At 52.6% G+C, this 22807-nt stretch carries 22 protein-coding genes, 10 tRNA genes and 1 rRNA gene; all 33 read left to right on the top strand.

The genetic code is table 11. From position 1 onward, the window contains the following. The first annotated feature begins 105 nt into the window (after nucleotides 1-105). On the top strand, nucleotides 106-411 hold the full coding sequence (gene yabP, locus BRO54_RS09200) for a sporulation protein YabP (protein ID WP_012820452.1): 306 nt from the start codon (nucleotides 106-108) through the stop codon (nucleotides 409-411). Beyond that, a complete protein-coding gene (gene yabQ, locus BRO54_RS09195) occupies nucleotides 408-1040 on the top strand; it encodes a spore cortex biosynthesis protein YabQ (protein ID WP_012820453.1) in 633 nt (210 codons plus the stop codon). Before yabP ends, yabQ begins: the two co-directional genes overlap by 4 nt. Nucleotides 1041-1056: 16 nt before the next feature. Then, entirely contained in the window at nucleotides 1057-1428 is a 372-nt protein-coding gene (locus BRO54_RS09190; protein WP_014194581.1) for an FtsB family cell division protein, read from the top strand. 118 nt (nucleotides 1429-1546) lie between these two features. Further along, nucleotides 1547-1945 carry a S1 domain-containing RNA-binding protein gene (locus BRO54_RS09185; RefSeq protein ID WP_011229571.1) on the top strand — a complete coding sequence of 133 codons (399 nt, stop codon included), beginning with the start codon at nucleotides 1547-1549 and terminating at the stop codon, nucleotides 1943-1945. Between the two features lie 173 nt (nucleotides 1946-2118). Further along, nucleotides 2119-2195 (top strand) — tRNA-Met (locus BRO54_RS09180). Nucleotides 2196-2207: 12 nt separating this feature from the next. Further along, nucleotides 2208-2279, top strand: a tRNA-Glu gene (locus BRO54_RS09175). Between the two features lie 197 nt (nucleotides 2280-2476). After that, a complete protein-coding gene (gene spoIIE / locus BRO54_RS09170) occupies nucleotides 2477-4957 on the top strand; it encodes a stage II sporulation protein E (protein WP_011229572.1) in 2481 nt (826 codons plus the stop codon). Between the two features lie 29 nt (nucleotides 4958-4986). After that, nucleotides 4987-5763, top strand: a complete 777-nt coding sequence (locus BRO54_RS09165; RefSeq protein WP_020754013.1) for a vWA domain-containing protein — start codon at nucleotides 4987-4989, stop codon at nucleotides 5761-5763. Next, entirely contained in the window at nucleotides 5726-6700 is a 975-nt protein-coding gene (locus BRO54_RS09160) for a serine/threonine protein kinase (protein WP_011229574.1), read from the top strand. The genes BRO54_RS09165 and BRO54_RS09160 overlap by 38 nt, the downstream gene beginning before the upstream one ends. Before the next feature lie 68 nt (nucleotides 6701-6768). Continuing rightward, complete coding sequence (gene tilS / locus BRO54_RS09155; protein ID WP_074043757.1) at nucleotides 6769-8163, top strand: tRNA lysidine(34) synthetase TilS; 1395 nt, start codon at nucleotides 6769-6771, stop codon at nucleotides 8161-8163. A gap of 11 nt (nucleotides 8164-8174) precedes the next feature. Then, complete coding sequence (hpt, locus tag BRO54_RS09150; RefSeq protein WP_012820458.1) at nucleotides 8175-8720, top strand: hypoxanthine phosphoribosyltransferase; 546 nt, start codon at nucleotides 8175-8177, stop codon at nucleotides 8718-8720. Nucleotides 8721-8814: 94 nt separating this feature from the next. Continuing rightward, on the top strand, nucleotides 8815-10713 hold the full coding sequence (gene ftsH / locus BRO54_RS09145) for an ATP-dependent zinc metalloprotease FtsH (RefSeq protein WP_012820459.1): 1899 nt from the start codon (nucleotides 8815-8817) through the stop codon (nucleotides 10711-10713). 127 nt (nucleotides 10714-10840) lie between these two features. Further along, a complete protein-coding gene (locus tag BRO54_RS09140; protein ID WP_074043756.1) occupies nucleotides 10841-11617 on the top strand; it encodes a type III pantothenate kinase in 777 nt (258 codons plus the stop codon). Between the two features lie 8 nt (nucleotides 11618-11625). Continuing rightward, the gene (gene hslO / locus BRO54_RS09135) at nucleotides 11626-12516 is read left to right on the top strand and encodes an Hsp33 family molecular chaperone HslO (protein WP_079935767.1); all 891 of its coding nucleotides are present in this window, start codon (nucleotides 11626-11628) and stop codon (nucleotides 12514-12516) included. Between the two features lie 86 nt (nucleotides 12517-12602). Further along, nucleotides 12603-13529: a cysteine synthase A gene (gene cysK, locus BRO54_RS09130; protein WP_011229580.1), complete on the top strand. Its 927-nt coding sequence runs from the start codon at nucleotides 12603-12605 to the stop codon at nucleotides 13527-13529. Nucleotides 13530-13643: 114 nt separating this feature from the next. Beyond that, a complete protein-coding gene (gene pabB / locus BRO54_RS09125) occupies nucleotides 13644-15065 on the top strand; it encodes an aminodeoxychorismate synthase component I (RefSeq protein WP_021322647.1) in 1422 nt (473 codons plus the stop codon). A gap of 5 nt (nucleotides 15066-15070) precedes the next feature. Further along, nucleotides 15071-15646: an aminodeoxychorismate/anthranilate synthase component II gene (gene pabA, locus BRO54_RS09120; protein WP_021322648.1), complete on the top strand. Its 576-nt coding sequence runs from the start codon at nucleotides 15071-15073 to the stop codon at nucleotides 15644-15646. Nucleotides 15647-15651: 5 nt separating this feature from the next. Further along, nucleotides 15652-16527: an aminodeoxychorismate lyase gene (pabC, locus tag BRO54_RS09115; protein ID WP_011229583.1), complete on the top strand. Its 876-nt coding sequence runs from the start codon at nucleotides 15652-15654 to the stop codon at nucleotides 16525-16527. Continuing rightward, the gene (gene folP, locus BRO54_RS09110; protein ID WP_074043755.1) at nucleotides 16527-17378 is read left to right on the top strand and encodes a dihydropteroate synthase; all 852 of its coding nucleotides are present in this window, start codon (nucleotides 16527-16529) and stop codon (nucleotides 17376-17378) included. The genes pabC and folP overlap by 1 nt, the downstream gene beginning before the upstream one ends. Beyond that, nucleotides 17371-17730 (top strand): dihydroneopterin aldolase, encoded by a 360-nt coding sequence (gene folB, locus BRO54_RS09105; protein WP_303048383.1) that lies wholly within the window; start codon nucleotides 17371-17373, stop codon nucleotides 17728-17730. The genes folP and folB overlap by 8 nt, the downstream gene beginning before the upstream one ends. Continuing rightward, on the top strand, nucleotides 17731-18258 hold the full coding sequence (gene folK / locus BRO54_RS09100; RefSeq protein WP_074043753.1) for a 2-amino-4-hydroxy-6-hydroxymethyldihydropteridine diphosphokinase: 528 nt from the start codon (nucleotides 17731-17733) through the stop codon (nucleotides 18256-18258). Further along, nucleotides 18210-18431: a helix-turn-helix domain-containing protein gene (locus BRO54_RS09095; protein ID WP_011229587.1), complete on the top strand. Its 222-nt coding sequence runs from the start codon at nucleotides 18210-18212 to the stop codon at nucleotides 18429-18431. The genes folK and BRO54_RS09095 overlap by 49 nt, the downstream gene beginning before the upstream one ends. Nucleotides 18432-18447: 16 nt before the next feature. Next, on the top strand, nucleotides 18448-19449 hold the full coding sequence (gene dusB / locus BRO54_RS09090; protein WP_011229588.1) for a tRNA dihydrouridine synthase DusB: 1002 nt from the start codon (nucleotides 18448-18450) through the stop codon (nucleotides 19447-19449). Between the two features lie 90 nt (nucleotides 19450-19539). After that, nucleotides 19540-21024: a lysine--tRNA ligase gene (gene lysS, locus BRO54_RS09085; RefSeq protein ID WP_074043752.1), complete on the top strand. Its 1485-nt coding sequence runs from the start codon at nucleotides 19540-19542 to the stop codon at nucleotides 21022-21024. Nucleotides 21025-21248: 224 nt separating this feature from the next. Further along, nucleotides 21249-21365 (top strand): 5S ribosomal RNA (rrf, locus tag BRO54_RS09080). Nucleotides 21366-21373: 8 nt separating this feature from the next. Next, a tRNA-Val gene (locus tag BRO54_RS09075) sits at nucleotides 21374-21449 on the top strand. A gap of 275 nt (nucleotides 21450-21724) precedes the next feature. Next, nucleotides 21725-21800 (top strand) — tRNA-Lys (locus BRO54_RS09070). A gap of 10 nt (nucleotides 21801-21810) precedes the next feature. Further along, nucleotides 21811-21895, top strand: a tRNA-Leu gene (locus tag BRO54_RS09065). An 11-nt stretch (nucleotides 21896-21906) separates the two neighbouring features. Continuing rightward, a tRNA-Gly gene (locus tag BRO54_RS09060) sits at nucleotides 21907-21981 on the top strand. A 16-nt stretch (nucleotides 21982-21997) separates the two neighbouring features. Further along, nucleotides 21998-22083: transfer RNA gene (locus tag BRO54_RS09055), tRNA-Leu, on the top strand. Between the two features lie 3 nt (nucleotides 22084-22086). Further along, nucleotides 22087-22160, top strand: a tRNA-Arg gene (locus BRO54_RS09050). 4 nt (nucleotides 22161-22164) lie between these two features. Then, nucleotides 22165-22238: transfer RNA gene (locus BRO54_RS09045), tRNA-Pro, on the top strand. 12 nt (nucleotides 22239-22250) lie between these two features. Beyond that, nucleotides 22251-22323, top strand: a tRNA-Ala gene (locus tag BRO54_RS09040). Nucleotides 22324-22807: the final 484 nt, after the last annotated feature.

Genomic DNA, 22807 nt, shown 5'->3' with positions numbered 1-22807 from the left:
TTCTAAACCATCCCCCGCTGACATACATATGGTACAAACAACGGATGAGAAAAGGCGGTTGGCCTTGCCGGCTTTCTATACTAAATGGAAATGCGGGGGATGAACATGAGTCGACACGATGAATTTGGCGGAAGCACGAACAAAGGTCCGGTCCAGGAACATGATGTGATCATGCGCGGCCGGCGCCTTCTTGACATCACCGGGGTGAAACAAGTCGAGAGCTTTGACAACGAGGAGTTTTTGCTTGAGACGGTCATGGGCTTTTTGGCCATCCGCGGGCAAAACTTGCAGATGAAAAACTTAGATGTCGACAAAGGCGTTGTTTCGATTAAAGGGCGCATTTTCGACCTCGTTTATTTAGATGACCATCAGGAGAAGGCTAAAGGATTCTTTAGCAAGTTGTTCAAATGAATGTCAGCATACAGCTGTACACCATGCTGGCGATGATTGGCATGGGCGGCTGGCTTGGCCTGGCGTGGGATACGTACAGCCGGATGTTGAAACGGCATGAGCGGGCGCACTGGCTCGTCTTTGTGAATGACGTGCTGTTTTGGGCGGTGCAGGCGCTCATCGTGTTTTATGTGCTTCTTTTCGTCAATGAAGGCGAGCTTCGCTTTTATTTGTTTCTCGCGCTTTTATGCGGATATGCCGCTTATCAAAGCTTGCTCCGCTCCTTTTATGTTCGGGTGCTCGAGTGGTTCATTGGGCTGGCGGTAAGACTCGGACAGACGCTCGTTCAGCTGTTCCGCCTCATGGTCATGCGCCCGCTCATCCTCCTTGGGCAAATGGCGCTGGCACTTCTATTGTTCGCTTGGCGGCTTTTGTTGTGGATCGTTCGGTTTGTGCTGCTGGCTGTTTGGAAGATGATCCGCCTTTTGCTTGCTCCGCTGCGTTGGACGGGCATCATGATTTGGCGGCGGGTGCCGCCGCAAAGACGAGCCGGGGTGGAAAAATTTTTTCGACGTTTAAAAGGATTTGCTGGACAAATCAAGAATACAAAAGAGAAAATAAGCATGTGGTTTGCGAAATGGCGCGAGTAAAAGAGGTGTAAACGCGATGAACGTGCCCCGGAGAACGAATGTGACGAAGCTGTCGTCGACGTACATAGCGGAGCATGAGGAGAAAAAGCAGAAGGCGGCGAGAAGACGGCGGGTTGTCGCTGTCCGTTTGGTTGTCTGGTCGTTGTTGTTTGCGATATTCGCCTCCGCTCTTGTCTACACCTTGCACTCGCAAGCGAAGGCGATCGATGCAAAAACGGCGGAACAGCAAAAGCTGAAAGAGCAGCTTGCGGAGCTTGAACGGAAGGAAAAGCAACTGAAAGAGGAAATGAAAAAGTTGCATGATGATGACTATATCGCCGAGCTGGCGCGGAAAAAATATTACTTATCGAAAGATGGAGAAATTATTTTCGTCTTGCCGGAAAAATAATTTTGCCTGCGAATGCCCGTTTTCTATGGGCATTCGTCATATTGACACGCATTTTTTTCATTCGCTATAATAAAAAAAACACCATCTTTAAAGCGTTTTAAGGAGGAGCACTTTTTTTATGTCGATTGAAGTAGGCAGCAAGTTACAAGGCAAGGTCACGGGCATTACGAAATTTGGGGCGTTTGTGGAGCTGCCGGAGGGGGTCACAGGACTCGTTCACATTAGCGAGGTAGCCGATAACTATGTCAAAGACATCAACGATCATCTGAAAGTCGGCGATATGGTGTATGTCAAAGTCATCAACGTCGGTCAAGATGGAAAAATCGGCCTGTCCATTCGCAAAGCAAAAGACACGCCTTCTTCGCAGCGGCCGCGCCATCGGACAAACGACCGCTCCGCGGCGGACAGCTTAGAACAAAAAATCAGCCGATTCTTAAAAGAGAGTGAAGACCGATTGGCATCGCTGCGCCGTCATACGGAGTCGAAGCGGGGAGGTCGTGGAGCGAGACGAGGGTAACTTGCTGCTGAAAGATTGTTTGAAGGATGACAAATTCGGAAACAAGCATCCGTCGCTATGGATGCTTTTTTGTTTCTGTATGGAATAAGAGGATATATTTCCCCTCTGCATTTTCCGCCTATATGTATTGACAATCGTCATCTCCTCCGTTATGATATAAACTGTTGTCACACGGCGGTGTAGCTCAGCTGGCTAGAGCGTACGGTTCATACCCGTGAGGTCGGGGGTTCGATCCCCTCCACCGCCACCAACAATCCAAAATGGCCCGTTGGTCAAGTGGTTAAGACACCGCCCTTTCACGGCGGTAACACGGGTTCGAATCCCGTACGGGTCATCGCAAACGAGCATGCGCCATCAAGCGACATGCTCGTTTTTCTTTTTTGTCTCTTTCTGTCGGAACAAGCCTGTTGACCGCGTTTTGCCGTGGAAAACGTCGAACGATTTTTTATTTTTCTCTGTGGTTTTGACAAATTTCTGACAATTCAAGCGATATAATAGGGGGTAATAGAAAGGTAAAGGAGAGGATCGGGAATGGAAAGAGTAGAAAGAGGGACGGTGCGCCGCAGCATTTCGGAAGTGCCGATTCATGACACGCAAGCAACGGTGTCGCGCTGGATGCGCCATGTGAAGCTGCGCCTCGGTCATCTGTTCATCCATCAAGGCTTTTTGCTTCTTCTTGTCGGCTTTTTGCTTGGACGAGCATTGATTTTATCGAAGCTGACCCCGTTCGCTTTGCCATTTTTCGTTTCGGTCTATATGCTGCGCCGCGACAAGGCCGCTTTTGCGTTGATCTCGCTGTTGGCCGGTGCTTTGACGCTGTCGCTTGATGTGGCGCTGTTTGTCGGCGTTTCCATTTTTGGCTTTCTCTTTATTTACGGATGGGTGCGGAGGGTGATCAGTGAGTCACTGAAAATCGTTCCATTTGTTGTGTTTGTGCTGTCTCTTTCCGCCAAATGGCTGATCTCCTATTATTGGCTCGGAGAGCGATCGGTCTACGGCGCCGCCATGGCGGTCGTCGAAGCCGGGCTGTCGCTTGTATTGACCTTGATTTTTATGCAAAGCATCCCGTTGTTGACAGTGCAGAAGCATAAACATGCGTTGCGAGCGGAAGAGATCATTTCGTTGATCATTTTGCTCGCCTCGATGTTGACCGGGATGATCGGTTGGGCTGTGTACGGTTTGTCGCTTGAGCATGTGATGTCGCGCTACCTCGTTTTGTTGTTCGCGTTTGTCGCCGGAGCGGCGACCGGCTCCACCGTCGGCGTTGTCACCGGGCTTGTACTGAGCTTGGCAAATGTCGGCAACTTGTCGGAAATGAGTTTGCTTGCTTTCGCCGGGCTGCTTGGCGGGTTGCTGAGGGAAGGGAAAAAACTTGGGGTGGCGTTCGGCCTCCTCGTCGCGACGCTGCTGCTTGGTTTATACGGCGAAGGGAAGAGTGAGCTTGTGCCGACGCTGTTTGAATCCGGCATCGCAATTATGCTGTTTTTTGGTACATCCCGTTCACTGACGGAGAAAATCGCCAAATACATTCCCGGCACGGCAGAATATATAAATGAGCAACAACAATACGTCCGGAAAATCCGCGATATGACGGTGCAACGCGTCTCGCAGTTTTCCAACGTCTTTCAGGCGCTGGCGGAAAGCTTTTCGCCCGAACCGCTTCCGGATGCTAATGAATACAGCGACCGTGAAGTCGACTATTTTTTGAGCGACATCACGGAAAAAACGTGCCAAACGTGCTTTAAGAAGACGCAATGCTGGGCGGACAACTTTCGTACAACCTATGCGTACATGAAGCAAATGATGGGCGAGGCGGACGAAAAAACATTGTCGCAAAACCATCAGTTGCTGCGCGAGTGGGAGCGGTATTGCGTCAAGGCCGGCAAAGTCGTCGACGCGATTGAAAAAGAGATGGTTGCTTATCAAGCAAACCGCAAGCTCAAACGGCAAATCCACGAAAGCCGGAAGCTTGTCGCTGAACAGCTGTTGGGCGTTTCGCAAGTGATGGACGATTTCGCCAAAGAAATGCAGAAAGAACAGGAAAACCATTATTTGCAGGAAGAACAAATTTACCATGCGCTGCAAGAGTTTGGCATCGAAGTGGGCCATGTCGACATTTACAGTTTGGAAAAAGGAAATATCGATATTGAAATGAGCATTCCTTACTGCGAAGGGCGGGGTGAGTGCGAAAAACTGATTGCGCCGATGCTGTCAGATATTTTGGGAGAGACGATCGTCGTCAAGCGCGAAGAGTGCGCCGCCTACCCGAACGGCTACTGCCGCGTCGCCTTCGGCTCGACGAAAGCGTTCGTCGTCGAAACGGGCGTCGCGTTTGCCGCCAAAGGAGGGGGGTTCATTTCTGGCGACAGTTATGCAACGATTGAACTTGCTACCGGCAAGTACGCCGTTGCCATCAGCGATGGCATGGGCAATGGGGAGCGGGCGCATGACGAAAGCCGCGAGACGCTGCGCCTGTTGCAAAAGATTTTGCAGACGGGAATGGACGAGTCGATTGCCATCAAATCGATCAATTCGATTTTGGCATTGCGGACGACAGAAGACATGTATGCGACGCTGGATTTGGCCATCATCGACTTGCAAAACGCGGCGACGAAGTTTTTGAAAATCGGATCGACGCCAAGCTTTATTAAGCGCGGTGACAAGGTGATGAAAGTGGAAGCGAGCAACTTGCCGATGGGCATCATTAAAGAAGTGGAATTTGACGTTGTCACCGAGCAGCTGAAATCGGGCGACTTGCTCATTATGATGAGCGATGGTGTGTTTGAAGGGCCGATGAACGTCGAAAACCATGATGTTTGGATGAAGCGGAAAATTCAAGAATTAAAGACGAACGACCCGCAGGAAGTCGCCGATTTGATCATGGAAGAAGTGATCCGCCAATGCGGCGGCGAGATTGAAGACGATATGACCGTCGTTGTCGCCAAAGTTCGGCACAATACGCCGAAATGGGCGACGATTCCGGCATACATGTATATGAAAAAGGCGCAATAGCTAGCGTATAAAAACGTTCCCCTGCGGCGATGATGGTAATACATTCGCCAAGGAGGGGAACGAACGTGCGAAAGGGAACGTTGCGGCAAATTTTGCTCATTACCGATGGCTGCTCCAACCATGGTGAGGACCCAGCCGCCATGGCGGCGCTAGCCCGTGAGCAAGGCATTACGGTGAACGTGATCGGCATCTTGGACCAAGGTGCGATGGATGAAAACGGACGGCGGGAAATTGAAGCGATCGCCGCGGCTGGCGGCGGGATGAGCCAAGTCGTGTACGCGAAACAGCTGTCGCAAACCGTGCAAATGGTGACGCGCCAAGCGATGACTCAGACGTTGCAAGGGCTCGTCAATCGCGAGTTGAAACAAATCTTTGGTTCTGACGTTTCGCTTGAGGACTTGCCGCCGGACAAGCGCGGCCAAGTGATGGAAGTCGTCGATGAACTCGGGGAAACGGTTGCCCTTGATGTGCTCATTTTGATCGATACGAGCGGGAGCATGAAAACAAAACTGCCGACCGTCAAAGAGGCGCTCATCGATTTATCGCTCAGCTTAAATGCGCGCATGGGCGAAAACCGCTTTTCGGTGTTCATCTTCCCGGGAAAACGGGCGCACGCCGAAAAAATGATCGACTGGACGCCAAGGATTGAAGAGTTGTCCACTATCTTTCCGAAATTGGCGTCGGGCGGGCTGACGCCGACCGGACCGGCGCTGCGTGAGGCAATCGCCTATTTTGAGCGTAAACGGTCGTTAAGGAGCTGGATCGGCGATGGCGATGAGCCATACATCGAAGAATCGTCTTTGTAATTTGCCGCCTGGTACGGTCATCACTGGGAAATGGCACGGCCGTTCCTACCGGCTGCTGCGGCGGCTTGGCAGCGGGGCGAACGGCGTCGTCTATTTGGCGGAGAACGGCCGGACTCGCGTCGCCGTCAAGTTGAGCGATGACTATGCGTCATTGGCATCGGAAATGAATATATTGCGCCGTTTTGCTAAGGTCCAGGGAGCCGCCCTCGGGCCTTCTTTGCTGGAAGCCGATGACTGGCAAAGCCCGTTTGCGCGGGAGACGATCCCGTTTTATGTGATGGAGTATATTGAAGGGGAGAATTTCGCTGCTTTCATCCGCCGCCGTGGAAAAGAATGGGCGCCCGTGCTCGTGATGCAGCTGTTGTCGGTGCTTGATCGGCTTCATCAAGAAGGATGGGTATTTGGGGATTTAAAGCCGGATAATTTGATCGTTACCGGGTCGCCGCCGTCGGTTCGGTTGCTTGATGTGGGCGGGACGACGCTGCAAGGAAGGGCGGTAAAAGAGTTTACTGAGCTGTATGACCGCGGCTATTGGGGGCTTGGATCGCGCAAAGCGGAGCCATCTTACGACTTGTTTGCGGCGGCGATGGTGATGATTTCTTCTTGCTGCCCGGGGCCGATTGAGAAAAAGGGTGACGGTCGGGCGCAGCTGTTGTCCATCATCGAAACGGACCGCTTTTTAACCCGATACAAGGAGGTGCTGCAAAAGGCGCTTGACGGCCGATATCGAAAGGCGGCCGATATGCGTCGCGACTTATTGGCCGCCTCTTCCCGCCATACATCGGCGGAAAACGAAAGAAAGGCAGTGCCAAGCCGTCGGTCGGGGCGGCAGGTGAAACGGCGCCGCCAAGCGAGAGGGATTGTCGAAACGGTGGTCATCGCCGCCGCATTGCTGGGCGCCTATGCCTTTTATATATATTGGCAGCTGGCGATGTAATTTTTTTTGAGAAAACAGGGCGGACGTGTTACGATGAAGCTGAAAGAAACGCAAAGAGGTTGGCTCGGATGATCGACAAAGTGCGCGCCTTTATCCACAGGCATCAACTGCTTTCAGAAGGAGCGGCCGTCATCGTTGGCGTCTCCGGAGGCCCGGATTCGCTTGCGTTGCTGCACGTTTTTTTGTCGCTGCGCGACGAATGGAAGCTTCAGGTCATAGCCGCCCATGTTGACCATATGTTTCGCGGGCGGGAGTCAGAAGAAGAGATGGAGTTTGTGAAACGTTTTTGCGTGGAGCGCCGTATTTTATGTGAGACCGCGCAAATCGACGTCCCGGCCTTTCAGCGCCGCACGGGCCTCGGTGCCCAAGAGGCGGCGCGGATCTGCCGCTACCGCTTTTTTGCCGAACTGATGGAAAAGCATCAAGCGGGGTACGTCGCCGTAGGCCATCATGGCGACGATCAAGTTGAGACGATTTTAATGCGGCTTGTGCGCGGCAGCACAAGCAAAGGATACGCTGGCATTCCCGTCAAACGGCCGTTTCACGGCGGCTATCTCATCCGTCCGTTTTTGGCTGTCAGCCGGGCGGAGATTGAAGCGTATTGCCAGCAGATGGGGCTCTCTCCGCGCCGCGATCCGAGCAATGAAAAAGACGATTATACGCGCAACCGGTTCCGCCATCATATCGTCCCGTTGCTACGGCAGGAAAATCCGCGCCTGCACGAGCGGTTTCAGCAATACAGCGAAATGATGGCGGAAGATGAGCAATTTTTGGAGGAATTAGCCGCGGACGCGCTGAATAAAGTAATGGAAAAACAACATCGCGATGCGGCGCTTTCCATCGGACCATTTTTGGCGCTGCCGCGACCGCTGCAGCGCCGAGTGCTGCAGCGGTTGCTTCTCCGTCTTTATGGCGGCGTTCCGCCGACATTGACTTCCGTACATATCGGCCATATACTGATGCTTTGTGAGCGCGGCCGCCCTTCCGGAATGATCGATTTGCCAAAAGGGCTCAAAGTGATTCGCTCGTACGACCGCTGTTTGTTTACTTTTGGCGCAGAAAGCGGCGAGAAAGGCTATTGGTTTGAACTGCCGGTTCCGGCGCTATTGCCCCTCCCAAACGGCTATGCAATCATCAGTGAATTTGGGGAACACTATCCAAGAAAGCAGGCCGGGAATGATTGGTTCGTCGTGGATCCTGCTTCCGTCTCCTTGCCGCTTCGCGTGCGGACGCGTCGGCGCGGCGACCGGATGGTGCTCAAGGGGACGGGAGGCACGAAAAAATTGAAAGAAATTTTCATTGAAGCAAAAATTCCGCGGATGGAAAGGGATCGCTGGCCGATTGTCGAAGATGCCGACGGCCGTATCCTTTGGGTGCCCGGCTTGAAAAAATCGGCTTTGGAAGCGCAAAACCGTGGGCAAGCCCGCTATATTTTGCTGCACTATCAGGCGATGAACAGCTAGGAGGAAAAAAGATGGGGATGAAAGACGATATTCAAAAAGTGTTGATCACTGAAGAGGAAATTCAGGCAAAAGTCAAAGAACTCGGCGGTTTGTTAACGAAAGAATATGAAGGCCGTTTTCCGCTCGCTGTCGGCGTCCTCAAAGGGGCGATGCCGTTTATGGCCGACTTGCTCAAACATATTGATACATATTTGGAAATGGATTTTATGGACGTATCAAGCTATGGCAATGCGACCGTTTCATCCGGCGAAGTGAAAATCGTCAAAGACTTGAACACATCCGTCGAAGGACGGGATATTTTGATCATTGAGGATATTATTGACAGCGGGCTGACGCTCAGCTATTTGGTCGACTTGTTTCGCTACCGGAAGGCGAATTCGATCAAAATCGTCACGCTTCTTGACAAGCCGTCTGGGCGGAAGGCGGACATTCAAGCCGATTACACCGGATTTACCGTCCCGGATGAATTCGTCGTCGGCTACGGGCTCGATTACGCGGAAAAATACCGCAACCTCCCGTTTATCGGCGTCTTAAAGCCGGAAGTGTACCAAAAGTAGAACGGTTGCTGGGCGACGGCCGAATTGTTTGTATTTAAACAAATTTCTATGATAGTATTGAGTATAGTGTGTTTCATATGGGAGGAGGCAAGAAATGAACCGGATTTTCCGCAATACCATCTTTTATTTGCTGATTTTCCTCGTCGTGATCGGCGTCGTCAGCTTTTTTAACGGCACGAACCAGCGAACGGAGCCGATGACGTACGATGCGTTCATTACTCATCTGGAAAACGGGGATGTCAAGTCGTTTTCCATTAAGCCGGAGCGCGGCGTATATGAAATCAAAGGCCAGTTGAAAACATATAGCGAAGGGCAGTACTTTTCCACCTACGTCATGAACAGTGACAAAGTGCTTGACCGCATCGATGCGGCGGCGGCGCGGACGCGGGTGGAAGTCGTGCCAGCGGACGAAACGAGCGGATGGGTGACGTTTTTCACTTCTATCATCCCGTTTGTTATTATTTTTATTTTGTTCTTCTTCCTTTTGAACCAGGCACAGGGCGGCGGCAGCCGGGTGATGAATTTCGGCAAAAGCCGGGCGCGGCTGTATACGGATGACAAGCGGAAAGTCCGCTTCCGCGATGTGGCTGGGGCGGATGAGGAAAAGGAAGAGTTGGTGGAAATCGTCGAGTTTTTAAAAGATCCGCGCAAGTTTGCAGAACTTGGCGCCCGCATTCCGAAAGGGGTATTGCTCGTTGGGCCGCCCGGAACCGGGAAAACGTTGTTGGCGCGCGCGGTTGCCGGAGAAGCGGGCGTGCCGTTTTTCTCGATCAGCGGGTCGGATTTCGTGGAAATGTTCGTCGGGGTCGGGGCATCGCGGGTGCGCGACTTGTTTGAGACGGCGAAAAAAAATGCCCCGTGCATCATCTTCATTGATGAGATCGACGCCGTCGGCCGCCAGCGCGGCGCCGGCCTTGGCGGTGGCCATGACGAGCGTGAGCAGACGCTCAACCAACTGCTTGTCGAAATGGACGGCTTTAACGGCAACGAAGGGATCATTATTATCGCGGCGACCAACCGGCCGGACATTTTAGACCCGGCGCTGTTGCGCCCGGGTCGCTTCGACCGGCAAATCACCGTCGACCGCCCGGACGTCAAAGGGCGTGAAGCGGTGCTGCGCGTGCATGCCCGCAACAAGCCGCTCGATGAATCGGTTGACTTGAAGACGATCGCGATGCGGACGCCTGGATTTTCCGGCGCCGACTTGGAAAACTTGCTGAATGAGGCGGCGCTCGTTGCGGCGCGCCGCAACAAAAAGAAAATTGATATGAGCGACATCGACGAGGCGACGGACCGGGTGATTGCCGGACCGGCGAAAAAAAGCCGCGTCATTTCGGAAAAAGAACGGCGCATCGTCGCGTTTCACGAAGCTGGGCATACGGTCATCGGCATGGTGCTCGCCGATGCGGAAATGGTGCATAAAGTGACGATTGTGCCGCGCGGCCAAGCCGGGGGTTATGCGGTCATGCTGCCGAAAGAAGACCGCTACTTTATGACGAAAGCCGAACTGATGGATAAAATCACCGGACTGCTCGGCGGGCGCGTTGCCGAGGAAATCGTGTTCAATGAAGTGAGTACAGGGGCCCATAACGATTTTCAGCGGGCGACAAACATCGCGCGCCGGATGGTGACGGAGTTTGGCATGAGCGAAAAGCTTGGTCCGCTTCAATTCGGCCAACCGAGCGGGCAAGTGTTTTTAGGACGTGACTTACACAACGAGCAAAACTACAGCGACAAAATCGCTTATGAAATTGACTTAGAGATTCAGCGCATCATTAAAGAGTGCTATGAAAAAGCGAAACAAATTTTGACCCAACATCGGGACAAATTGGATTTGATCGCCAACACGCTGTTAGAAGTCGAGACGCTCGATGCGGAGCAAATTAAACATTTGTTCGAACATGGCACGCTGCCCAAAGACCGGAACGGGCGCGAGGAGGCCGGCAAAAGCGACGGCGATGTGAAAATCAACATCCAAAAGAAAGAGGAGTAATCGATGTCTCTGTTCGGAGGCATCTTTTTTTTTGCCGGCGGCCCAGGGAAAGAAGGACAGTTTTTTTCCCGTAAGTATGATATGATAAAGAATGGGAATTTATCGAGGAAAAGCGAGGAATGAAGCGATGATTTTTGTATTGGACGTCGGCAATACAAACACGGTGTTAGGGGTGTATGACGGGGACGAACTGAAACATCATTGGCGCATTGAAACGAGCCGGGGGAAAACGGAAGACGAATACGGCATGATGATCAAAGCGCTCTTGAACCATGTCGGCTTGCAGTTTTCCGACATTCGAGGCATCATCATTTCCTCGGTCGTGCCGCCGATTATGTTTGCTCTTGAACGCATGTGTCTAAAATATTTCCATATCAAACCGCTCATCGTCGGTCCGGGCATTAAAACCGGGCTCGACATCAAATATGACAATCCGCGTGAGGTGGGTGCCGACCGGATTGTCAACGCGGTCGCCGGCATCCATTTGTACGGCAGTCCGCTGATTATCGTCGATTTTGGCACGGCGACGACGTATTGTTATATTAATGAACATAAACAATATATGGGAGGGGCCATTGCCCCGGGAATTATGATCTCGACAGAGGCTCTGTTTGCGCGGGCGGCGAAATTGCCGCGCATTGAAATCGCCCGCCCGGATGATATCATCGGCAAAAATACGGTCAGCGCCATGCAAGCCGGTATTTTATACGGTTATGTCGGACAAGTGGAAGGCATCGTGTCGCGAATGAAGGCGAAAAGCAAAATCCCGCCGAAGGTGATTGCCACCGGCGGCCTAGCTCCACTCATTGCCAGCGAATCGGACATCATCGATGTCGTTGATCCGTTTTTGACGCTGACTGGCTTAAAATTGTTGTACGAGAAAAACACCGAGAAAAAAGGATGAAAGGCTTGATGAAGATGGGAGACTACTTAGTCAAAGCACTCGCTTACAATGGACAAGTGAGAGCGTATGCCGCAAGAACGACGGAAACTGTCGCCGAGGCGCAACGCCGCCACCAAACATGGCCGACCGCCTCAGCGGCCCTTGGTCGAGCGTTGACCGCCGGTGTTATGATGGGAGCGATGCTGAAAGGCGAGGAAACGTTGACGATTAAAATTGACGGCGGCGGCCCGATCGGCGTCATTTTGGTCGACAGCAACGCCAGAGGGGAAGTGCGTGGCTATGTAACGAATCCGCATGTGCATTTTGAGCTGAACGAGCACGGGAAACTTGATGTGGCACGGGCGGTCGGCAAAAATGGGATGTTGACGGTTGTGAAGGATCTTGGGCTGCGCGACTTTTTCACCGGACAAGTGCCGCTTATCTCCGGGGAGCTTGGCGATGATTTTACGTATTATTTTGCTTCGTCCGAACAAATTCCGTCATCGGTTGGCGTCGGGGTGCTCGTCAATCCCGACCATACCATCCGAGCCGCCGGAGGATTTATTATCCAGTTGATGCCCGGGACGGAGGAGAACACGATCACTCGCATTGAAGAGCGGCTGAAACAAATTCCGCCCGTGTCGCGCATGATCGAAAGAGGGCTCAGCCCGGAACAGCTGCTCGAACAACTGTTGGGAGATGGAGGCGTCCGTGTGCTCGAGACGATGCCGGTGTCATTCGTCTGCCGCTGTTCGCGCGAGCGGATCGCTGATGCCCTTATCAGCCTAGGGCCCGAGGAAATCCAAGACATCATCGACAAAGAAGGGCAGGCGGAAGCTTCGTGCCATTTTTGCAATGAAACGTACCATTTCGACAAAGCGGAGCTGGAACAGTTGAAACGATTAGCGAAAAAAGAATGAAAACAGTAAAATGATTGACAATTACGCCAATAGTTGATACATTGGAGACAAAGTCGATAAAATTAATGGGGATTAGAGGTGGAACAATGGCACGCACAGTCAACTCGATAACCGAATTGATCGGCGATACGCCGGCCGTGAAACTGAACCGCATCGTTGATGAAGACAGCGCGGATGTGTATTTGAAACTGGAATTTATGAACCCGGGCAGCAGCGTCAAAGACCGGATTGCGTTGGCGATGATTGAAGCGGCGGAAAAAGCGGGCAAGCTGAAGCCGGGCGACACGATCGTTGAGCCGACAAGCGGCAACACTGGGATCGGATTGGCGATGGTCGCAGCAGCGAAAGGGTATAAGGCGGTATTAGTCATGCCGGATACGATGAGCTTGGAGCGCCGCAACCTGCTGCGGGCGTATGGAGCCGAGCTTGTGCTCACACCGGGTGCACAAGGGATGCGCGGAGCAATCGCAAAGGCGGAAGAGCTCGTCCGCGAGCACGGCTACTTTATGCCGCAGCAATTTAAAAACGAGGCGAACCCGGAAATCCATCGCTTGACGACCGGGAAAGAGATCGTGGAGCAAATGGGCGACCAGCTTGATGCGTTTGTTGCCGGCGTTGGCACGGGCGGAACGATCACCGGAGCAGGCAAAGTGTTGCGCGAAGCTTACCCAAACATTAAAATTTACGCCGTTGAACCGGCCGATTCCCCAGTCTTGTCGGGAGGAAAACCGGGCCCGCACAAAATCCAAGGGATCGGCGCTGGCTTTGTTCCAGATATTTTGGATACGAGCATTTACGATGGGGTTATTACGGTAACGACGGAAGAAGCGTTTGCGGCGGCCCGCCGCGCGGCTCGCGAGGAAGGCATTCTCGGCGGCATTTCGTCCGGCGCTGCGATTCATGCGGCATTGAAAGTGGCGAAAGAGCTCGGCAAAGGGAAAAAAGTGCTCGCCATCATCCCGAGCAACGGCGAACGTTATTTGAGCACGCCTCTTTACCAATTTGAAGACTAAGCAGACTTTTTCGGCAGGGGCAACCCTGTCGAATTTTTTTACGAGGATGGTGACCCAGACGGACAATCATTGTACAATAAAAGTAACTATGGACATCGTAAGGAGCTGACGAGGATGGAACAGCGGCGCAGGCGACTGAAACGAACTATCGATTATCGCGGACGGGATTGGTTCCGCCAGTACGAACAGCTGGCCTATAGCCGGCCTCATCATGTGTTGCTTGAGAGCGGCCAAGGGGGAAGGTACAGCATTATCGGCCTTGACCCGATCGGAGTGATCCGCGCTGACGAGCGGCGGCTCATCATCAAGCAGCGCGGGGTTGAAACGGTGCTTGATGGCTCGCCGCTCGAAGGGCTCCGGCAATGGCTTCGGTGTTTCGCCGTGCCGGATGAGGGGGAGTCGTTGCCTTGCCAAGGCGGGCTGATCGGTTTCATTAGCTATGATGCGGTTCGCTATTTGGAACGGCTCCCGGTGCTCGCGCAAGATGATTTGCGGCTGCCGCTCATGTATTTTTTCCTCTTTGACGACGTAGCGATTTATGATCACCAAACTGAACAGCTTCATTTGCTTGCCTACGCGAATGAAGGGGAGGAAAGCGAGGCAAACCGGCGGCTTGCGCGGCATGCACGGATGTGGCTCGAGGATCGGAATGAAGCGCTGGTCTGGCCGCTTGCTGCCTCGACAGCTGCGCCGTCTGTTTCAATGACAAAAGAGAGGTTTATGGATGCGGTTCGCCGCGTGCAACGCTATATTGCGGCGGGCGATGTGTTCCAAGTCAATTTGTCGGTGCGCCAGTCGCAGCCGCTTTTGACACACCCATTTGCCGTCTACAAACAGTTGCGGGCCCTTAATCCATCACCCTATATGGCGTATTTGCATACCCCGGAATTTCAAGTTGTCAGCGGCTCGCCGGAGCTGCTCGTCCGCAAGCGGGGATGGCGTCTTGAGACGCGGCCGATTGCCGGCACACGTTCGCGCGGTCGGACGGCGGCAGAGGATGAACAAATTGCTCGCAAGTTGCTTGCGAGTGAAAAGGAGCGGGCCGAGCACGCCATGCTCGTTGATCTTGAACGGAATGACCTTGGGCGCGTCTGTGCATACGGGACGGTTCGAGTTGACGAATGGATGACCGTAGAAAAGTATTCTCATGTGATGCATATCGTTTCTCACGTATCCGGCACCATGGCGCCGGAGCACGATGCGTTTTCCGTCATTCGCGCCATGTTTCCCGGCGGGACGATCACCGGCGCCCCGAAAGTGCGAACAATGGAAATTATTGAAGAGTTGGAACCGGTCCGCCGCGGCTTGTACACGGGCTCGATCGGTTGGATCGATTTTCAAGGAAACATGGAGCTAAACATCGCCATTCGAACGATGGTCGTCAAAGACGGATTGGCGCATGTACAGGCTGGAGCGGGCATCGTCATCGATTCCAACCCAGAGCATGAGTACAAGGAATGTTTAAAGAAAGCGGCTGCCCTTTGGAAAGCGAAAGAGCTGAGCGAAGCAGAGGCATTATTTCCGAGCATGAGGTGAGAATGATGATCGTCATGATTGATAACTACGATTCATTTACGTACAATTTAGTGCAATATTTGGGCGTGTTGGGAGAAGAGCTGATTGTCAAACGGAATGATGAAATTACGGTGGCTGAAATCGAACGACTCCGCCCCGATTTTATTATGATTTCCCCCGGTCCGTGCACACCGAATGAGGCAGGGGTCAGCCTGGAAGTCATCGATCGCTTTGCCGGCCAAATTCCGATTTTCGGCGTCTGCCTCGGGCATCAAGCCATCGCCCAGGCGTTCGGCGGCCGCGTTGTCCGCGCTCCAAGGCTGATGCACGGGAAAACATCGTCCGTCTACCATGATGGGGAGACGATTTTCCGCGGCGTGCCGAACCCGTTTACGGCAACGCGCTACCATTCCCTTATCGTCGAGAAAGAGACGCTTCCGGACTGTTTCGTCGTGTCGGCTTGGACGGAAGAGGATGAAGTGATGGCGATTCGCCATAAAACGCTGCCGGTGGAAGGCGTGCAGTTTCACCCGGAATCGATTATGACAAGCCATGGGATGCAGCTGTTGAAAAACTTTATCGACATGTATAAAAAGGCGTGACGATCATGTACGTGTATATCAACGGCGCGGTCGTTCCGCGCGAAGAAGCGCAGTTATCAGCGTTTGATCACGGCTTTTTATATGGGCTCGGCTTATTTGAAACATTTCGCACGTATAGCGGCCACCCTTTTTTGCTTGACGATCATTTGGCCCGATTGAACAAAGGGCTGTCTGAGCTTCACATCGAAAGGCAGTTCGGCCGCGCCGAAGCGGTGGCGATCATCGAGCAGTTGCTCGAGGCCAATGGCTTGCGCGACGCTTATGTGCGCTTCAATGTATCGGCCGGGGTCGGCGATCTCGGCTTGCCGATCGAACGTTACCGAAACCCGACCGTCATCGTCTATATGAAGCCGCTTCCGCCGCCCGTCCCTCCGGAAGGAAAAGAAGGGGTGGTGCTCGCGGCAAGGCGAAACAGCCCGGAAGGCAATGAGCGACTAAAGTCGCACCATTATTTAAACAATATGATTGGGAAATGGGAGCTCGGACATCGACCTCATGCGGAAGGAATTTTTTTGAATTCAGATGGTGCGGTAGCGGAGGGGATCGTTTCCAATATTTTTTGGGTGAAAGACGGCATCGTCTACACGCCAGCGCCGGCTGTCGGCATATTAAACGGCATCACAAGACAATTCATCATTGCCTTGCTCAAGCAGTTGCGCATCCCAGTTGAAGAAGGGGTATATCCGCTGTCCCATTTGTTGCAGGCTGATGAAGCATTTATCACCAACTCTGTGCAGGAAATTGTACCCCTTTGCCGCATTGGCCATTGCGTTTACCAAGGAAAAAATGGTCCGGTGGTCCGGGCCTTGCAGCACCATTACCGACGCTTGACCCATCGGTTATGGACGAGGAACGAATTGGCAGAAAGGATGAACGACTGATGACAACATCGATGCGCCCTCTTCGGCTTCAATGCCGCGGGCATGAGCTTGACTTAAACAAAAAAACGTTGATCATGGGCATTGTCAACGTCACGCCCGATTCGTTTTCCGACGGCGGCCGGTTTTACGACGTGGAAAACGCGGTCAAGCACGCGAAGCGGCTCGTGGCGGAAGGGGCGGACATCATTGACATCGGCGGTGAATCGACTCGTCCGGGAGCGGAGCCAGTGCCGCTTGATGAAGAATTGCGGCGCGTCATCCCGGCGGTCAAAGCGATCGCCGAGGCGGTGAACGTACCCATTTCCATTGACACTTACAAGGCAGAGGTCGCCCGGCAAGCGATCGAAGCCGGAGCGCACATCATCAACGACATTTGGGGAGCAAAAGCCGATCCCGATATGGCCCGCGTCGCCGCCACGTACGGCGCACCGATCATTTTAATGCATAACCGTCGCGATATGGCGTATTGCGATTTGATTTCCGACATGATCGCTGATTTGAAGGAAAGCATTCGCATTGCCAAAGAAGCCGGTGTGAAAGATGAAAACATTATTTTAGACCCAGGGATCGGCTTCGCCAAGACGGTCGAGCATAACTTGGAAGTGATGCGGCGTCTTGACGAATTTGCCGCTCTTGGCTATCCGCTTTTGCTCGGTACATCGCGCAAACGGTTTATCGGCCATGTGCTCAATGTCCCGGTTGAGGAGCGGGTGGAAGGGACGGGAGCGACCGTTTGCCTCGGCATCGTCAAAGGAGTGCATATCGTTCGCGTCCATGATGTATTGCCGATTGCCCGCATGGCGAAAATGATGGATGCTATGCTTGGGAAGGGAGAGAGCGGCCATCGATAAAATCTACGTACACGGCATGGAATTTTACGGCTACCATGGGGTGCTTCGCGAAGAAAACATCCTCGGCCAGCGGTTTTTGGTTGATGTAACGTTGGAGCTCGATTTGCAGCCCGCCGGGCGGAGCGATCGTTTAGAACATACTGTCAACTACGCCGATGTGTACGAGCGCTGCCGGGCGATTGTGGAGGAGCGGACATTCTCCTTGATCGAGGCAGTCGCTGAGGCGATTGCTGCCGATTTGCTTGCCGCCTTCCCCTCCGTTCAGCGGTGCCTGGTCAAAGTGACGAAACCGAATCCGCCGATTCGCGGCCATTATCGACATGTCGCAGTCGAAATTGACAGGGGGCGTTAAATGGGAAACATCGCATATATCGCGTTAGGCTCGAACATGGGAGATCGTGTTTCTTATTTGCGGGCTGCCATTGAAGCGCTCCATCATCATCAGGAAATTTTTATCACATCGAGCTCATCGATTTATGAAACCGATCCGGTCGGCTATGTCAACCAAGGCAAGTTTTTAAACATGGTGATCGAGGTGGCGACCACGTTGTCGCCGTTTGCCTTGCTTGACGTGACCCAGCAAATCGAACGACGACTTGGAAGAAAAAGGGAAATTCGCTGGGGACCACGGACGTTAGACCTTGACATTTTGCTGTATAATCATGAAAATATTGAAACAGAGCAGCTGACGATCCCGCATCCGCGCATGGCGGAGCGGGCGTTCGTGCTCATCCCGTTGTTGGAAGTCAACGCCCATGTGACAGTACCGACTCTTTCTGAACCGTTAATCGACATCATTGGCCGACTACCTGACAAAAAAGGAGTTCATGTATGGAAGCGGAAAGATGGGGAAGACGTATTCGCGCTTTTCGAAAGTTGAAAGGATATACGCAAGAAAGACTGGCGAAAGAACTAGGCATTTCCGTATCGATCCTTGGTGAAATTGAACGGGGGAACCGGATGCCGTCCGATTCGCTCGTTGGACAAATCGCCGAACGGCTGAATATATCGGTGGAAGAACTGGCGCCGCCGAAACTCGAATCGAACAAGTAGAAAGGAGGCATCTGCGATGTTTCGCATTGGCGATGTCGAAATTAAAAACCGCGTCGTGCTCGCTCCGATGGCAGGCGTATGCAACTCCGCGTTCCGCCTGACCGTCAAAGAATTCGGCGCCGGGCTTGTATGCGCCGAGATGGTAAGCGACAAAGGAATCGTATACAACAACGAAAAGACGTTAAACATGTTATATATTGATGAACGGGAAAAGCCGATCAGCTTGCAAATTTTCGGCGGCGAGAAAGAAACGCTCGTCAAAGCGGCGAAATTTGTCGATAAAAATACGAATGCAGATATCATCGACATCAACATGGGTTGCCCAGTGCCGAAAATTACGAATTGCGACGCTGGAGCGAAATGGCTGCTTGACCCGAATAAAATCTATGATGTCGTTGCCGCGATCGTCGATGCCGTTGAAAAACCGGTCACGGTGAAAATGCGGATCGGTTGGGATGAAAAGCACATTTACGCCGTCGAAAACGCTCAAGCCGTTGAGCGCGCCGGCGGGAAGGCCGTCGCCGTCCACGGACGGACAAGGGTGCAAATGTATGAAGGAAAAGCGGACTGGAACATCATCAAGCAAGTGAAAGAAGCCGTCAACATCCCGGTTATCGGCAACGGAGATGTTAAAACGCCTCAAGATGCAAAGCGGATGCTTGAAGAAACAGGGGTCGACGGCGTCATGATCGGACGGGCGGCGCTTGGAAACCCTTGGATGATCTATCGCACTGTCCGTTATTTAGAAACTGGAGAGCTCATCCCGGAACCGACGCCGAGGGAAAAAATCGATGTCTGCCTGCTGCATTTAGACCGATTAATTGCCTTAAAAGGCGAGTATATCGCCGTCAAAGAAATGCGTAAACACGCTGCTTGGTATTTAAAAGGCATTCGCGGCGCAGCGAAAATCCGCAACGCCATCAATGAATGTGAAACGCGGGACGAACTGGCCGCACTGTTGCTTCGCGTGGCGGAGGAAGCGGAAGTCCAAGCAGCGGCGAACGCCGAAGCCGTTTAAACAACGGAGATGACGTTCATGCAGCGGAGGACTGCCAGCGAGCGCTGGCAGTATTTTTCGTAAAAAATCGCTAAATGGAGTGAATGAGGTATGAGTCATGAAGAATTGAACGACCAACTGCGCGTCCGCAGGGAAAAGCTGAAAAAAATTGAGGAATTGGGTGTCGACCCGTTTGGCAAACGGTTCGAGCGCACTCATAAAGCGCAAGAACTGTTCGAACTGTACGGCGATTTGTCGAAAGAGGAACTTGAAGAAAAGCAAATTGAAGTCGCCGTCGCCGGCCGCATCATGACAAAGCGCGGCAAAGGAAAAGCCGGGTTCGCCCATATCCAGGATGTCACCGGGCAGATTCAAATTTACGTCCGCCAAGACGATGTTGGCGAACAGCAGTACGAACTGTTTAAAATCTCTGACCTTGGCGATATCGTCGGCGTGCGCGGCACAATGTTTAAAACAAAAGTCGGTGAACTTTCCATCAAAGTGTCGTCGTACGAATTTTTGACGAAAGCGCTGCGTCCGCTGCCGGAAAAATACCATGGTTTGAAAGACATAGAGCAACGCTATCGCCAGCGTTATCTCGATTTAATTATGAATCCGGAGAGCAAAAAGACGTTCATCACCCGCAGTTTAATCATCCAATCGATGCGGCGGTATCTCGACAGCCATGGCTATTTGGAAGTTGAAACGCCGATGATGCACGCCGTTGCTGGCGGCGCTGCGGCGCGCCCATTCATTACGCATCATAACGCATTGGATATGACCCTTTATATGCGAATCGCCATCGAGCTCCATTTAAAACGGCTCATCGTCGGCGGTTTGGAAAAAGTGTATGAAATCGGCCGCGTTTTCCGGAACGAAGGCATTTCCACCCGTCATAATCCGGAGTTTACGATGCTCGAATTGTACGAGGCGTACGCCGATTTCCGCGACATCATGAAACTGACCGAAAATTTGATCGCCCACATTGCCACTGAAGTGCTTGGAACGACGAAAATTCAATACGGCGAGCATGTCGTCGACTTAACGCCCGAGTGGCGGCGCCTCCATATGGTCGATGCGATCAAGGAATATGTCGGCGTCGACTTCTGGCGGCAGATGAGCGACGAAGAGGCGCGGGAGCTGGCGAAAGAACATGGAGTGGAAGTTGCTCCACATATGACGTTTGGCCATATTGTCAACGAATTTTTTGAACAAAAAGTCGAGTCTCACCTCATTCAGCCGACGTTCATTTATGGCCATCCGGTTGAAATTTCACCGTTGGCCAAGAAAAATCCGGACGACCCGCGTTTTACCGACCGATTTGAGCTGTTTATCGTCGGGCGCGAACATGCCAACGCCTTTACCGAATTGAATGATCCGATCGATCAGCGCCAACGCTTTGAGGCGCAGCTGAAAGAGCGTGAACAAGGAAACGATGAAGCACATGAAATGGACGAAGACTTCCTTGAAGCGCTCGAGTACGGCATGCCGCCAACAGGCGGGCTTGGCATCGGCGTCGACCGTCTGGTCATGCTGCTGACGAACTCGCCGTCGATCCGCGACGTGCTGCTTTTCCCGCAAATGCGTCATAGATAAATTTGATCGCTCCCTGTAAAGACAAGCAGCAGGGGGCGATTTTTTTTAAGTAGTAAAAATAGTCGTCGTTGTTTTGTTGAAAAACAAACATAGGAAGTTGAGTTGACAAACCATTCCCAACGTGTTATATTATGATAGCGCATTGAAATGACAGCACTAATCAAAAACAAGGACCTATTGACAAATAAATAAATTTAATTATAATATAACTTGTCTGTTGATTGTCTAGTGATGATAGCGGAGGGGAAACACCCGTTCCCATCCCGAACACGGAAGTTAAGCCCTCCAGCGCCGATGGTAGTTGGGGCCAGCGCCCCTGCAAGAGTAGGTCGTCGCTAGGCAATCCCGTGGAGGATTAGCTCAGCTGGGAGAGCACTTGCCTTACAAGCAAGGGGTCGGCGGTTCGATCCCGTCATCCTCCACCATCACCTATTATGAGCCATTAGCTCAGTAACGAGCGCTACATCTTCGAGTTCGCTGCGAGTTGCCTCGACGCACCTAGCTTCTTTGAATAGGCTGGGAGAGGAAGAGGCAGGTAGAGCTAGGTAGTACCTAGAGTGTTATCCAAACTATGAGCCATTAGCTCAGTAACGAGCGTTACATCGTCGAATAGGCATCGAGTTGTCCCGACGCATTCGGCTTCTTTGAATCAGCTGGCAGAGGAAGGGACATCGTTGTCTCGGAGTGTTATCTAACCCATGAGCCATTAGCTCAGTAGGTAGAGCATCTGACTTTTAATCAGAGGGTCGGAGGTTCGAGTCCTCCATGGCTCACCACAATTGATTTGCGGGTGTGGCGGAATTGGCAGACGCGCTAGATTCAGGGTCTAGTGCCCTTTACGGGCGTGGGGGTTCGAGTCCCTTCACCCGCATGTTGATTCGAGCGGAAGTAGTTCAGCGGTAGAACACCACCTTGCCAAGGTGGGGGTCGCGGGTTCGAGTCCCGTCTTCCGCTCCATTTATTTGCCCATTTAGCCGGGGTGGCGGAATTGGCAGACGCACAGGACTTAAAATCCTGGGGTAGGTAACTACCGTGCCGGTTCGAGTCCGGCCCTCGGCACTTGCGCTCGTAGCTCAATTGGATAGAGCATCTGACTACGGATCAGAAGGTTAGGGGTTCGAATCCTCTCGAGCGCGTTGGCGGGAAGTAGCTCAGTTTGGCAGAGCACATGGTTTGGGACCATGGGGTCGCAGGTTCAAATCCTGTCTTCCCGATAGCGGACATATGGGGCCTTAGCTCAGCTGGGAGAGCGCCTGCTTTGCACGCAGGAGGTCATCGGTTCGATCCCGATAGGCTCCACTGTTGCTTTATGTCTGTGCCTGCCGCTTGCAAGGGAATTTGAAGACGTGAGGTTCCTCGGTAGGATTACAGAGAAGCAAACTAAAGTAGCAACCTTGTGTCTGCAAGTGAATGGAGAGAAGCGGGATTCTTCGACGCAAATCAGCAGAGAAGTTGTTTCAATGCAGCAACTTTGCGCCTGTGTCTTCTATTGAATTCGGAGGAATTGGGTTCCTCGGCGCAAGGCTGCAAAGGAGTAAGTCTAGGCAGCAGCCTCGTTCCTTGAAAACTGAACGAAACGAAGCGCAAACGAAAAGCGGAGGCGCCGTAATTTCGCCTAAAGGCAGCCCGCGTCCTGCGGGCAACGGCGAAATATCGCCATCCTGGCGATCTCGAAGCCAAATGTTCTTCACCCGCTGGGGTGCTTGCACCCCGAGGGGGAAGGTGATTTGGCAGAAGAGAGCTAGGCGCTGAAGCTAGACAATGCGAAAAGCCAATCAACTTT

Origin of the sequence: Geobacillus proteiniphilus (assembly GCF_001908025.1) — a bacterium.
In the GTDB taxonomy this organism is placed as follows: domain Bacteria; phylum Bacillota; class Bacilli; order Bacillales; family Anoxybacillaceae; genus Geobacillus; species Geobacillus proteiniphilus.
The sequence above is the reverse complement of the archived record's forward strand: the minus strand, read 5'-3'. Positions and strand labels throughout refer to the sequence as shown.

Coding starts and splice junctions, on each gene's coding strand:
- yabP (WP_012820452.1), top strand. CDS start 106: ATGAGTCGACACGATGAATTTGGCGGAAGCACGAACAAAGGTCCGGTC.
- yabQ (WP_012820453.1), top strand. CDS start 408: ATGAATGTCAGCATACAGCTGTACACCATGCTGGCGATGATTGGCATG.
- BRO54_RS09190 (WP_014194581.1), top strand. CDS start 1,057: ATGAACGTGCCCCGGAGAACGAATGTGACGAAGCTGTCGTCGACGTAC.
- BRO54_RS09185 (WP_011229571.1), top strand. CDS start 1,547: ATGTCGATTGAAGTAGGCAGCAAGTTACAAGGCAAGGTCACGGGCATT.
- spoIIE (WP_011229572.1), top strand. CDS start 2,477: ATGGAAAGAGTAGAAAGAGGGACGGTGCGCCGCAGCATTTCGGAAGTG.
- BRO54_RS09165 (WP_020754013.1), top strand. CDS start 4,987: ATGATGGTAATACATTCGCCAAGGAGGGGAACGAACGTGCGAAAGGGA.
- BRO54_RS09160 (WP_011229574.1), top strand. CDS start 5,726: ATGGCGATGAGCCATACATCGAAGAATCGTCTTTGTAATTTGCCGCCT.
- tilS (WP_074043757.1), top strand. CDS start 6,769: ATGATCGACAAAGTGCGCGCCTTTATCCACAGGCATCAACTGCTTTCA.
- hpt (WP_012820458.1), top strand. CDS start 8,175: ATGGGGATGAAAGACGATATTCAAAAAGTGTTGATCACTGAAGAGGAA.
- ftsH (WP_012820459.1), top strand. CDS start 8,815: ATGAACCGGATTTTCCGCAATACCATCTTTTATTTGCTGATTTTCCTC.
- BRO54_RS09140 (WP_074043756.1), top strand. CDS start 10,841: ATGATTTTTGTATTGGACGTCGGCAATACAAACACGGTGTTAGGGGTG.
- hslO (WP_079935767.1), top strand. CDS start 11,626: ATGAAGATGGGAGACTACTTAGTCAAAGCACTCGCTTACAATGGACAA.
- cysK (WP_011229580.1), top strand. CDS start 12,603: ATGGCACGCACAGTCAACTCGATAACCGAATTGATCGGCGATACGCCG.
- pabB (WP_021322647.1), top strand. CDS start 13,644: ATGGAACAGCGGCGCAGGCGACTGAAACGAACTATCGATTATCGCGGA.
- pabA (WP_021322648.1), top strand. CDS start 15,071: ATGATCGTCATGATTGATAACTACGATTCATTTACGTACAATTTAGTG.
- pabC (WP_011229583.1), top strand. CDS start 15,652: ATGTACGTGTATATCAACGGCGCGGTCGTTCCGCGCGAAGAAGCGCAG.
- folP (WP_074043755.1), top strand. CDS start 16,527: ATGACAACATCGATGCGCCCTCTTCGGCTTCAATGCCGCGGGCATGAG.
- folK (WP_074043753.1), top strand. CDS start 17,731: ATGGGAAACATCGCATATATCGCGTTAGGCTCGAACATGGGAGATCGT.
- BRO54_RS09095 (WP_011229587.1), top strand. CDS start 18,210: ATGGAAGCGGAAAGATGGGGAAGACGTATTCGCGCTTTTCGAAAGTTG.
- dusB (WP_011229588.1), top strand. CDS start 18,448: ATGTTTCGCATTGGCGATGTCGAAATTAAAAACCGCGTCGTGCTCGCT.
- lysS (WP_074043752.1), top strand. CDS start 19,540: ATGAGTCATGAAGAATTGAACGACCAACTGCGCGTCCGCAGGGAAAAG.